The organism is Methylobacterium sp. CCH5-D2 (assembly GCF_001556475.1).
In the GTDB taxonomy this organism is placed as follows: domain Bacteria; phylum Pseudomonadota; class Alphaproteobacteria; order Rhizobiales; family Beijerinckiaceae; genus Methylobacterium; species Methylobacterium hispanicum.
This window is the reverse complement of sequence record NZ_LSIX01000618.1, coordinates 43126-53062: the sequence shown is the minus strand read 5'-3', so window position 1 is coordinate 53062 and position 9937 is coordinate 43126. Positions and strand designations below refer to the sequence as shown.

At 70.2% G+C, this 9937-nt stretch carries 17 protein-coding genes; 16 read left to right on the top strand and 1 reads right to left on the bottom strand.

The genetic code is table 11. From position 1 onward, the window contains the following. The first annotated feature begins 50 nt into the window (after positions 1-50). The 10 genes from AX737_RS16035 to AX737_RS16000 all read left to right on the top strand — a co-directional run bounded on the left by AX737_RS16035 (position 51) and on the right by AX737_RS16000 (position 2975). A complete protein-coding gene (locus AX737_RS16035) occupies positions 51-320 on the top strand; it encodes a hypothetical protein (protein ID WP_066922943.1) in 270 nt (89 codons plus the stop codon). Further along, complete coding sequence (locus tag AX737_RS37255) at positions 320-448, top strand: hypothetical protein (RefSeq protein WP_280949082.1); 129 nt, start codon at positions 320-322, stop codon at positions 446-448. Before AX737_RS16035 ends, AX737_RS37255 begins: the two co-directional genes overlap by 1 nt. A gap of 6 nt (positions 449-454) precedes the next feature. Further along, on the top strand, positions 455-637 hold the full coding sequence (locus AX737_RS16030) for a hypothetical protein (protein WP_066922940.1): 183 nt from the start codon (positions 455-457) through the stop codon (positions 635-637). Further along, positions 637-894, top strand: a complete 258-nt coding sequence (locus tag AX737_RS16025) for a hypothetical protein (RefSeq protein WP_066922938.1) — start codon at positions 637-639, stop codon at positions 892-894. Before AX737_RS16030 ends, AX737_RS16025 begins: the two co-directional genes overlap by 1 nt. A 56-nt stretch (positions 895-950) precedes the next feature. Beyond that, positions 951-1292, top strand: a complete 342-nt coding sequence (locus AX737_RS16020) for a hypothetical protein (RefSeq protein ID WP_066922925.1) — start codon at positions 951-953, stop codon at positions 1290-1292. Then, entirely contained in the window at positions 1292-1519 is a 228-nt protein-coding gene (locus tag AX737_RS16015) for a hypothetical protein (RefSeq protein ID WP_066922922.1), read from the top strand. The genes AX737_RS16020 and AX737_RS16015 overlap by 1 nt, the downstream gene beginning before the upstream one ends. After that, entirely contained in the window at positions 1506-1730 is a 225-nt protein-coding gene (locus tag AX737_RS16010) for a hypothetical protein (protein ID WP_066922918.1), read from the top strand. Before AX737_RS16015 ends, AX737_RS16010 begins: the two co-directional genes overlap by 14 nt. Beyond that, positions 1727-1885 (top strand): hypothetical protein, encoded by a 159-nt coding sequence (locus AX737_RS33305; protein WP_156453761.1) that lies wholly within the window; start codon positions 1727-1729, stop codon positions 1883-1885. Before AX737_RS16010 ends, AX737_RS33305 begins: the two co-directional genes overlap by 4 nt. Continuing rightward, the gene (locus AX737_RS16005) at positions 1882-2127 is read left to right on the top strand and encodes a hypothetical protein (protein WP_066922915.1); all 246 of its coding nucleotides are present in this window, start codon (positions 1882-1884) and stop codon (positions 2125-2127) included. Before AX737_RS33305 ends, AX737_RS16005 begins: the two co-directional genes overlap by 4 nt. A gap of 92 nt (positions 2128-2219) precedes the next feature. Further along, the gene (locus AX737_RS16000) at positions 2220-2975 is read left to right on the top strand and encodes a site-specific DNA-methyltransferase (RefSeq protein ID WP_066922912.1); all 756 of its coding nucleotides are present in this window, start codon (positions 2220-2222) and stop codon (positions 2973-2975) included. Here the strand turns inward: AX737_RS16000 and AX737_RS15995 are convergent. Next, on the bottom strand, positions 2972-3475 hold the full coding sequence (locus AX737_RS15995) for a hypothetical protein (protein ID WP_066922909.1): 504 nt from the start codon (positions 3473-3475) through the stop codon (positions 2972-2974). The two genes, AX737_RS16000 and AX737_RS15995, sit on opposite strands and share 4 nt — an antisense overlap. A 125-nt stretch (positions 3476-3600) precedes the next feature. Between AX737_RS15995 and AX737_RS15990 the strand changes: the two genes are divergently transcribed. From AX737_RS15990 to AX737_RS15965, 6 genes are read left to right on the top strand one after another with little or no spacing between them, the layout of a single operon-like run. Then, on the top strand, positions 3601-4242 hold the full coding sequence (locus tag AX737_RS15990; RefSeq protein ID WP_066922907.1) for a putative metallopeptidase: 642 nt from the start codon (positions 3601-3603) through the stop codon (positions 4240-4242). A 25-nt stretch (positions 4243-4267) separates the two neighbouring features. Continuing rightward, complete coding sequence (locus AX737_RS15985) at positions 4268-4798, top strand: DUF2280 domain-containing protein (protein WP_066922905.1); 531 nt, start codon at positions 4268-4270, stop codon at positions 4796-4798. Then, the gene (gene terL, locus AX737_RS15980; protein WP_245293461.1) at positions 4752-6272 is read left to right on the top strand and encodes a phage terminase large subunit; all 1521 of its coding nucleotides are present in this window, start codon (positions 4752-4754) and stop codon (positions 6270-6272) included. The genes AX737_RS15985 and terL overlap by 47 nt, the downstream gene beginning before the upstream one ends. Further along, complete coding sequence (locus tag AX737_RS15975; RefSeq protein ID WP_082773077.1) at positions 6272-7732, top strand: DUF1073 domain-containing protein; 1461 nt, start codon at positions 6272-6274, stop codon at positions 7730-7732. The genes terL and AX737_RS15975 overlap by 1 nt, the downstream gene beginning before the upstream one ends. Beyond that, positions 7704-8471: a phage minor head protein gene (locus tag AX737_RS15970; protein WP_082773076.1), complete on the top strand. Its 768-nt coding sequence runs from the start codon at positions 7704-7706 to the stop codon at positions 8469-8471. The genes AX737_RS15975 and AX737_RS15970 overlap by 29 nt, the downstream gene beginning before the upstream one ends. A 37-nt stretch (positions 8472-8508) precedes the next feature. Further along, positions 8509-9927 carry a DUF2213 domain-containing protein gene (locus AX737_RS15965; protein WP_066922903.1) on the top strand — a complete coding sequence of 473 codons (1419 nt, stop codon included), beginning with the start codon at positions 8509-8511 and terminating at the stop codon, positions 9925-9927. Positions 9928-9937 lie beyond the last annotated feature (10 nt).

Below are 9937 nucleotides of genomic sequence, written 5' to 3'. Positions count from 1 at the left end.
GGAGCGGCGCGAGCGCGCGCAGATCCATCGATTCCGAGAGCACCGAACCCATGCGCTACGTCGTCTGCTTCGGGTCCGGCCGGCTCCGGCGCTACCTCGCGCGGCCTGACGCCGAGGGCTCCCGCGCGAAGGGCTGGCGCCCCTTCACCTGGACGAAGGACATCGCCCGGGCCGAGAAATTCGGCTCGCCCGAGAAGGCCTGCGCCTTCGCCGCCGAGCACCTGCCGCACGACCAGTGGGACGTCGGCGTCGCACCGCCCCATGGCCTGCCGACCGACGATCTGGGCGGCACGCCCGCTGCGGTCCGGATGGCAGCCTGATGCTCCGCGTCGCCCTCGCTCTCTCCGCCGCCGTCGCGCTCGCCGCGGCGCGCCCGGCGCTGCCCCTGATTCTGCCCGCCCCGCCCGTGCTTCAGCCCGGCCGGCCCGCCCGCTCCTATCCGGTCTGATCCCCCATGCACGGTCCCTCGTTCGCCCTTGGCCGCTGGCGCAAGGAACGCGGCCTCACGGCCCATGTCCCGCTCGCCGACACAGTCTGCCGGGAGTCCTACGCGGACGGGTACGCGGCGGGCGAGACGCGGGTGCAGGGCGGTCGTGGTGGCCGCTTCGCCCCGCGCGTGAAGCCGGGACGGCGCTGATGGACGCCGCCATCGCCATCGGCGTCGCCGCCGTTCTCGGGCTCGCCTGCCTGATCGCCTACCTCTGCGGCGTGTTCGGCCCCGGAGCCTCCGCCGGTCTCACCGCCGTGGTGACGGACGACGAGGGCGAAATCCCGCCCGGTGTCTACGCGCTGCCACCCGGTACGCACCTCACCGGCTACGAGCCGCCCTCGTTCTACCTGCCCTTCCGCGTCGGCGCGGCCGAGCGGGTGGTGCTGCGCTACGCGGCCGAGTGAGCCGACCACCCTCCCCCGCTGAGGGGGGAGGGGATCCCTGATCCGCGAGCCCCACCATGAACCGCGCCGCCGTCCGCTTCCCGCTCGGCTGGCGGGTGGCCGTGCTCTACGTCGCCGTCGCCTCCGCCGTGCTCCTGGCCGCCATCGGCGCCGGGCACGCGCAGGACGCCCGCGTCGTCACCGGTTTCCAGATCCTCGCCGAGGCCTGCCGGCCCGCGGGCTGTGTCGCGCTCCCGCCCTCCCCCCGGACCTGGGGGCAGCGCTACGCCTGCCAGACCCGGGCCGAGGCCATGCAGCAATTCGCCGAGCCCGCGATGCTCGCCCGTATCGGCCTTCCGGCCGGCGCGTGGACGGTGCGGGCGCGCTGCGTCCCCGTCTACGGTCTCCGGAGCGCGTGATGTCCCAGGCCCTCGCCGTCATCCTCGTCTGCGCCGCGTCCATCGCCGGCCCAGACTGCGACCGCACCAATGCGCTCGACGTCATGACCCAGCCGGTCGCGACCGTCGCCGAGTGCGCCCATGTCGGCCAGACGCTCGCCGCCGAGACCTTCGGCCATCCGGGCGAGGGTCGGTATCTCAAGATCGCCTGCGAACGCCGGAAGGGACAGGACCATGCGGCACGCTGACCCGTTCGACGGCTACGGCGCGCCCGCTCCGGTCGTACTCGTCACGCTCGACCAGACCACCGTGCGCGCGCTCTGCGATGCCGGCTACGTCTCGAGCCGGGACTACGTGGAGCTCGCCGCGGCGAACGGCTGGCAGGCCGACCCGGCGATCCGGGCCCGCGCTGCTGAGGCCGCCGGGCCGCCGATCGATGCCTCGGACCTCTACGCGTGACGCTCGGCCCACGCCCCGATCTCATCGACCGCATGGTGGAGCTCTGGCTGTCCTACGCCGTCGGCATCGCCGCTTGGTCGACGGGCTGGCTTGAACCCTACCGCGCACCCTGGCCGGAGGAGCCGGCGCCCGCCGCCGATCCCGAGAGGCCATGATGCTCCGTTCCGTTCTCGCCGCGACCCTTGCGGGCAGCTTGGGCGCCGCAATCGGCCCTGGCCTCCGCGAGGCGGCGCGCGACGCGCTCCTCACACACCCGGACCTCTTCGCGGTCCTCGCTGCCGGGCTCGTCGCCGGACTGATCTGGGTGCTCGTCATGCCGTGCCGCGAACTGCCGCCGTCCGGCTGCGCCTACGCGCCGCCAGCGCGCAACGCTGCTGGCCGCTACCGGAAGCGTTGAGCCATGGCGAAGATCGCCATCCTCAACCCGATCACCGGCCAGACTGTCCTCATCGACACCGACCGGCCGCTGGGCCGCTGACGCGAGCCCGCATGCCGGACCCAACCCTGATCCTGGGCGACTGCCTCTCGGTGATCCCGACCCTGCCCGCCGGCTCGGTCGACGCGATCATCGCCGATCTGCCCTACGGGTCCACGCGGTGCGCCTGGGACCAGATCATCCCCTTCGACGCGCTCTGGGCGGCCTACCGCCACGTGCTGGCGCCGAACGGGGTGGTGGTGCTCACCGCCTCGGGCGTGTTCTCGGCCCTCCTCACGGTCTCGAACCTCGACTGGTTCCGCTACCGCTGGACCTGGGACAAGGTGAACCGGATGTCGGGGCACCTCAACGCGAAGCGCCAGCCGCTGCGCGTGACGGAGGACGTCCTCGTCTTCGCGCCGGGCCCGCACACCTACAACCCGCAGATGGTTCAGGGTGAGCCGTACCGGAAGGCGACGAAGGCGGACGGCAACGTCTACAAGTTCCAGCGTCCCGCCACGACCGACTGCTCGGACGGCCTGCGCTATCCCCGCGACCTGATCACCATCAAGGCGGATCGGCGCGGCGCGGAAGGGCGGCTACTATCCAGCCAAAAACCCGAGGAGCTGATGCGCTACCTCGTGGCGACCTATACCCGCCCCGGCGATCTCGTCTTGGATTCCTGCGCGGGGACCGGCACCACCGGTATTGCCTGCCGCGCCCTCGGTCGCCGCTCGATCCTGATCGAGAAGGCGCCGGCGCACCACGCCATCGCGGCGCGGCGTCTCGCCCAGGCCGAGCCCGAGCCTCTTCTGGCGCTCGCGGCCTAGGCCTGCAACCGCACCGCCTTCGGCCGGAACACGATCCGCATGTCCTTCGGCGGCCCGATCACCTCATAGTCCATGGTCTCGGCCATCTCCCGTGGGATGCCGAAGAACCGGAAGGTGTTCCCGGCGATCCGGACCTTGTGCAGCACGAGACCGGCGGCCTCCGCCCAGCGGGGGATCGAGAACGTCGTCCAGCCCGTCGCCTCCCGGATCTCCCAGGCCATGCAGCCCTGCTCACGCTGCAGGAGGTCGGCGATGATCTGGTACTTCGGCTGGTCGCCCCGGACCTTCTGACGAGAGGCCGCCCGCTCGGCCGCTGCCCGCACCCCTGCCGCGAACGCTGCCGACAGCGCCGCGCTGATCGCCTCTGGATCCAGCGAGGCGGGGAGAGCCGGCGCAGCGCGCGAGATCGCCGCCGAGTAATCGGAGCGGGTCTCGTCCTCGGACGAGGTGGGTGCGTACGGCTCGGAGAAGTCGAACCGGCTGGAGCTGCTGTCGAGCATCGGCGCATCACTGTGTTGCAGGTGCGGAACAGATCGTGTCCATAACGCATGACTTCTCCACATGATGCAACAGGCGGGGAGAAGACTTCTCCCGCCCGCGATGGTCTTCTCCCTAGGGTGGGGCGATGGAACTAGCCCGCCCGCGCCCGCCCGCCTCGCTCCTCATGGAGCAGGATGCCGCCACCGCCTTCCGCACGGTGGAGCCCGCACACGATCTGGAGGCCTGGGCCCGCGCCACCTTCATCGCGGAGGACGCGCGACTGCTGAACGAGGATCACGCGCACCTGCGTGACGCGACCCTCGGCCTGCTCTGGTGCTCCGAGCCCATGGAGAGCAAGGGCAACACCGTCGTCGGCCTCTGCGAGGAGGCCACCTTCATCGGTAACCGCTGGGCGAAGGCCCGATGGGAGCAGCAGATCACCGGGTGGTTCGGCACCATCCCCGACTTCCTGCTCACCTTCGACGCTGCCTACGCCGACCAGTGTTCCGACGCTGCCTTCTGCGCCCTGGTCGAGCACGAACTCTACCACGCTGGCCAGAAGCGGGACCGCTGGGGCGCGCCGCGCTTCAACGCCCAGACCGGCCGGCCCGTCTTCGGCATACGAGGCCATGACGTTGAGGAGTTCGTCGGCGTCGTCTCCCGCTACGGGGTGGGCAACGCCGCCGGTCAGACCGCCGCCCTCGTGGCTGCCGCTGGCCGTACACCGATCATCTGTGAGGCCGACATCGCCGGCGCCTGCGGGACGTGCGGGAGAGGAGTGGGCTGATCCTTGATAGCCCCTTGAGACAGCCATGGCCCAGAACACGCTCTCCGATGAGGTGAAAACCTTCATCGTCCAGCAGCTTGCGTGCTTCGATCCGCCCTCGGCCGTCGTGCGTGCCGTGAAGGAAGAGTTCGACGGCTTGGCCGTCACGCCTCAGCAGGTCGAGGCCTACGATCCGACGAAGCGGGCCGGCCGGTTCCTCTCCGAGGGCTACCGGGCGATCTTCGAATCGACCCGCACCGAGTTCCTCACCGACACCGCCCGGATCGGCGTCTCGCACCGCGCGGTTCGTCTGCGCACGCTGCAGCGCCTCGCCGAGAAGGCCGAGAAATCCGGCAACCTCGTCCTCGTGGCCTCGCTCATGGAGCAGGCAGCCAAGGAGTCGGGCGGCGCCTTCACCAACAAGCGGGAGATCGGCGGCCTTGGCGGTGGCCCGATCCAATCCGAGACCGTCGTGAAGCCCGACCTCTCGGGCCTGGACCAGGCAGGCCGGGATGGGCTTCGAGCAGCGCTTGAGCAACTGGCTGGCGGATCCGCGGGCGACACTGAAGGAGCTTGACCGGGTCGACTGCCTGGAGAGCCAGCTTCGGTTCACCGCGAAGTTCTTCCGCGAGAAAGAGCAGGCCGAGTTCTTGGTCGGCGCCCATCATCGCGTGATCGCCGATACCCTCGACCGGGTCATCCGGGGCGAGATCCCGCGCCTGATCATCAACATCCCGCCGGGCTACACCAAGACCGAGATGGCGGTGGTCCACTTCGTGGCCCGCGGTCTGGCCTGGAACCCTCGCGCACGCTTCATCCACGCCTCGTTCAACGGCCCGCTCGCCCTGTTCAATTCGAACTCGGTGCGAGACGTCGTGGCCCTGGAGGGCTACCAAGAGCACTGGCCGGTCAAAATTCGTGACGACGTAGCCGCCAAGGAACTCTGGCGCACGACCGAGGGCGGCGGGATGAAGGCCTCCCACGCGGCGGGCCCGATCACGGGCTTCCGCGCGGGCCGTATGGAGCCGGGCTTCACTGGCGCCCTCATCATCGACGACCCGGTCAAACCCGACGATGCCGAGAGCGAGATCGAGCGGACCAAGGTCAACAACCGCTGGCACTCGACCTTCAAGAGCCGCCTCGCGCACGAGGATGTGCCCGTCATCGTCATCATGCAGCGCCTGCATGTGGACGATTTCTCGGGCTTCCTCCTGAAGGGCGGCGCGGGCTGCCGCTGGCACCACTTGCTCCTGCCCGTCGAGATCGACAACGCGGCCCTCTACCCGGCCGAGTACACCCACGGCGACCCGATCCCGCATGGTCTGCCGGACGGCCCCCTCTGGGCGGCCAAGCACACCGGCGAGCAGATCGTCCTCCTGAAGACGAATCCCTACGTCTTCGCGGGCCAGTATGGGCAGGTGCCCACCGTCGCGGGCGGCAACCTGTTCAAGGCGGAGTGGCTCACGCCCTACACCGTGCTGCCGCCCCTCGCTTACCGGGTGATCTACGTCGACACGGCGCAGAAGACCTCCGAGCGGAACGACTACTCCGTGTTCCAGTGCTGGGGCATGGGCAAGGACGGCAAAGCATACCTGCTGGACCAGATCCGCGGGCGCTTTGAGGCGCCGGATCTGGAAAAGACCGCCCGGCTCTTCTGGGCTAAACACCGCGCGGCGGATCACACCATCTTCGGCGCCCTACGCGCCATGAAGATCGAGGACAAATCCTCCGGCACAGGCCTGATCCAGTCACTCGGGCGGCTGCCCGTTGATCCTGCCATGGCTCAGGTCGTGGTGCCGGTGGTCGGCATCCCGCGCGAGAAGGACAAGGTGATGCGCGCCAACGACGCGCTGCCGTCCTTCGCGGCCGGGCTCGTCCGGATCCCCGCCGAGGGGCCCGAGACGGCTTGGATCGCGGGTTGGCGGGGCGAGATGCTCGCCTTCCCGAACGGCGCGCACGACGACCAAGTTGATCCGACCATGGACGCAGTCAACGAGATGGTGGGCGGGGCCGGCTCGGCTGCCGAGCAGATGATGAGAGCGTTCGGCTGATGAGCACCTCCGAGAAGCCGCGCCTGCGCGTGCCGGCCGGGTCCGCGCCGACCGCCGACCGCCTCAGCACCTTGGACAGCTACCAGAACTTTGAGGCCCGGATCGGCATCGGGACGGACAACCTCGCCTCAGCCTCGCAGTACGGCTTCAACCCGGTCACCCGGAACCGCCTGCAGCTCGAGTGGATGTATCGCGGATCGGCCATCGTCGGCCGGATCGTTGACACGCCTGCCGAGGATATGGTGCGCGCCGGCATCGACCTCGGCTCGACCCTGCCGCCCGACGACGGCGAGGCGATCAAGGCCGGCCTGCAGCGCCGCGGGGTGTGGAAAGCGATCGAGAGCACGCTGAAGTGGTCGCGCCTCTACGGCGGCGCGATCGGGGTGCTCCTGATCGACGGCCAGCACCCGGCGACACCGCTACGCCCTGAGACCGTGGGCCCCGGCCAGTTCAAGGGCATCCTCGTCCTCGACCGGTGGATGGTGCAGCCGACACTCACCGAGACCGTGCAGGAGCTCGGCCCCGATCTCGGGCAGCCGAAATACTACATCCCCAACGCCAACGCGCCCGCGCTCTCGGGTCGCTACGTCCACTACTCCCGGGTGATCCGCTTCGACGGCGTCGAACTCCCCTTCTGGCAGGCCCAGGCCGAGAACGGCTGGGGGGCCTCGGTGGTCGAGCGTCTCTACGACCGGCTGGTGGCCTTCGACTCCACCACGCAGGGCACGGCGCAGCTTGTCTACCGCGCGCACCTGCGCGTCCTCCAGATCGAAGGTCTCGTTGACATCCTCGGGATGGGCGGGCCGGCGCTGGAGGTCCTCGCCAAGCGCGTCGAGGCCATCCGGCGGTTCCAGTCGATCGAGGGCATCACTCTCATTGATGCCAAGGACAAGTTCGAGGCGCTGACCTACCAGTTCTCGGGCCTGCCCGACGTGCTGGCACGCTTCGCCGAACAACTGTCCATGGCCTCGGGCATCCCGCTCGTGATCCTGTTCGGGCAATCGCCCGCGGGGTTCTCCAGCGGCGAGAGCGACATCCGGAACTACTACGACGGGATCAATGCGCAGCAGGAGAGCCGCCTGCGGCCGGGGCTCGCGCGTATCCTCGACGTGCTCGCACGCTCCGAGACGGGGCGCCCCCTCCCCGAGGGCTTTGAGTTCAGCTTTGAGCCGCTGTGGCAGATGTCGGACAAGGAGAAGGCGGACGTTGCCAAGACGGTGACCGACACCGTGCTCGGCGCCAAGGAGGCCGGCGTCGTCTCCGACCGCACGGCCCTGAAGGAACTGCGGCAGTCCAGCGATGTGACCGGCGTGTGGTCGAACATCACCGACGCCGACATCGAGGCCGCCGACGACACGATCCCGCTGCCGAGCGAACTCGACCCGGTCGCGGACCCCGCGGATGGGCCCACAACCCCCGAGGGCAGGCCCGATGTGCCAGCACTGTCGCTCGCGGCTTAGCGTCGGCGACCGCGCCCCGCCCTCTCCGCGCTCGGCGTTCATCCGGGCGCGCAAGGCCGAGAACCTCTACGCCAGGCAGTTGCGCGGGCTCGCCCGTCACATCGGCGTGCTGGTCCGCGGCTTCGACCTTGCGGGTCTTGAGCGCGTGCCGCTGCTCGGCGAGGCTCTGCGCCGATACGCCAACGCGATCGAGCCCTGGGCGCAGTCCGTTGGGGCCCGCATGGTCGCCGAGGTGGCCCAGCGCGACGCGCAGGCGTGGCGGCATGTCTCGGCCGAGATGGGCCGCGCGCTTCACAAGGAGATCACCACGGCGCCCACGGGCGCAGTGATGCGGCGACAACTCGCCGACCAAGTCGGGCTGATCACCTCCCTTCCGCGTGAGGCGGCCGAGCGGGTTCACCGCCTGACGCAGGAGGGGATCGTGCAGGGGCGGCGCGCCGACGCGATCGCCGCCGAGATCCTGCGCACCGGCGAGGTGACCGAAGCACGCGCGACGCTGATCGCCCGCACCGAGGTCTCGCGCACCGCCTCTGCGCTGACGCAGGCGCGGGCCGAGCACGTCGGCTCGGAGGGCTACATCTGGCGCACCTCGGGCGACGGCGACGTTCGGCCCTCTCACCGTACGATGGAGGGCAAGTTCGTCCGCTGGGACAGCCCGCCCACCCTCGACAAGCTCACCGGTCACGCGGGCTGCCTGCCCAACTGTCGGTGCTACTCCGAGGTGGTGATCCCCGACTGAGGATCGCCGCCCGGCCTCTCGCCTGAGGCTCCTGCCCGTGCCCCATCCGACCCGTGACCGCGCGGACGCTGATCCGCAGCGGGCGACGTTCTATGCCCCGTCGCGTCTCGGCCCAAGCCAGACGCTCACGCCCGAGGGCTTCCTGATCTGCGAGGCGGTCCCCATCGCCCGCACCGGCCAGATGCACTACGCCGCGGGCGAGTTGCCGCTGGAGCCGGGCGCGGACGGGATCATCACCGTCGAACGCGACGCCGCAGAGGTGTTCCGGCCCGAGACCATGGCGTCCTTTGAGGGCAAGCCGGTCACGGACGACCACCCGCCCGTCGATGTCACCCCTTCGAACTGGAGCCGCTTCGCTCGCGGCTTCGTCCGAAACGTCCGCCAGGGCGTCGGCGATCACGCTGACCTGCTCCTGGCCGACCTCGTCATCACCTGCGCCGATACGATCGCGGCGGTCCGCGCCGGCAAGCGCGAGGTGAGCTGCGGCTACGACGCCGAGTACGAGCAAGCGGGCTCCGGCCGGGGCCGCCAGACCAACATCATCGGGAACCACGTCGCGCTGGTCGAGGAAGGCCGGTGCGGACCCCGCTGCGCCATCGGAGACCACAAGATGCCCAAGTCGAAGCGGACCGTCTGGGACCGCCTGACCACCGCGTTCAAGGCCAAGGACGAGGCCGCCTTCAACGAGGAGATCGAGGCCGCCCAGGCCGAGATGGAGAGCGGCGAGACCGCGCCCCAGCGCGTCGTCATCGAGGTGAAGACGCCCGACGCCGACCCCGAGGAGAAGGGCGAGGCCGCCGCGGCCGAGGCCGAGACGAAGACCGGCGACGACGACCCGGTCGCTACGCTGGGCGCTCAGTGCGAGGCGCGCTTCGCCGCGATCGAGGCCCTCCTGCAGAAGCTCGTGGACGGCAAGGCCGGCGCGACCGACGAGGCCTCCGAGGAGGAGGGCGAGGGCGCCGAGACCAAGGACGAGGCGTCCGAGGAGGACAAGGCCGAGTCCGAGACCAAGGACGAGGCCGCCGAGGAGGACGAGGACAAGGGGAAGACCGCCGACGCGGCTGGGCTCGCCCCGCTGTTCCGCGACACCCTCGCCCGCGCTGAGATCCTCGCGCCCGGCATCAAGCTTCCGACCTACGACGCCAAGGCCGACGCCAAGGCGACGAAGGACACCCTCTGCGTCTTCCGGCGCAAGGTGCTCGACGCGGCGATGAAGACCGATTCCGGTCGCGCCGCCATCACCCCGTTCTCGGACGGTCGCACCCAGTTCGCCGACATGACCTGCGATGCCGCCCGCATCCTGTTCGTGGCCGCGAGCGAGCGCGCCAAGACCGAGACCACCGGCTCGATCCTCTCCTCGATCCGGGACAGCGCGGCAGGCGGCGGCACCACGGCCCAGGCCCGCACCCCCGCCCAGATCAACGCAGCCAACCGCGCCCGCTGGGGCCGGAACTAAGGACCCCCTG

Excerpts from the sequence above, each read along its gene's own strand:
- AX737_RS16035 (WP_066922943.1), top strand. The coding sequence starts at position 51 with ATGCGCTACGTCGTCTGCTTCGGGTCCGGCCGGCTCCGGCGCTACCTC.
- AX737_RS37255 (WP_280949082.1), top strand. The coding sequence starts at position 320 with ATGCTCCGCGTCGCCCTCGCTCTCTCCGCCGCCGTCGCGCTCGCCGCG.
- AX737_RS16030 (WP_066922940.1), top strand. The coding sequence starts at position 455 with ATGCACGGTCCCTCGTTCGCCCTTGGCCGCTGGCGCAAGGAACGCGGC.
- AX737_RS16025 (WP_066922938.1), top strand. The coding sequence starts at position 637 with ATGGACGCCGCCATCGCCATCGGCGTCGCCGCCGTTCTCGGGCTCGCC.
- AX737_RS16020 (WP_066922925.1), top strand. The coding sequence starts at position 951 with ATGAACCGCGCCGCCGTCCGCTTCCCGCTCGGCTGGCGGGTGGCCGTG.
- AX737_RS16015 (WP_066922922.1), top strand. The coding sequence starts at position 1,292 with ATGTCCCAGGCCCTCGCCGTCATCCTCGTCTGCGCCGCGTCCATCGCC.
- AX737_RS16010 (WP_066922918.1), top strand. The coding sequence starts at position 1,506 with ATGCGGCACGCTGACCCGTTCGACGGCTACGGCGCGCCCGCTCCGGTC.
- AX737_RS16005 (WP_066922915.1), top strand. The coding sequence starts at position 1,882 with ATGATGCTCCGTTCCGTTCTCGCCGCGACCCTTGCGGGCAGCTTGGGC.
- AX737_RS16000 (WP_066922912.1), top strand. The coding sequence starts at position 2,220 with ATGCCGGACCCAACCCTGATCCTGGGCGACTGCCTCTCGGTGATCCCG.
- AX737_RS15995 (WP_066922909.1), bottom strand. The coding sequence starts at position 3,475 with ATGCTCGACAGCAGCTCCAGCCGGTTCGACTTCTCCGAGCCGTACGCA.
- AX737_RS15990 (WP_066922907.1), top strand. The coding sequence starts at position 3,601 with ATGGAACTAGCCCGCCCGCGCCCGCCCGCCTCGCTCCTCATGGAGCAG.
- AX737_RS15985 (WP_066922905.1), top strand. The coding sequence starts at position 4,268 with ATGGCCCAGAACACGCTCTCCGATGAGGTGAAAACCTTCATCGTCCAG.
- AX737_RS15975 (WP_082773077.1), top strand. The coding sequence starts at position 6,272 with ATGAGCACCTCCGAGAAGCCGCGCCTGCGCGTGCCGGCCGGGTCCGCG.
- AX737_RS15970 (WP_082773076.1), top strand. The coding sequence starts at position 7,704 with ATGTGCCAGCACTGTCGCTCGCGGCTTAGCGTCGGCGACCGCGCCCCG.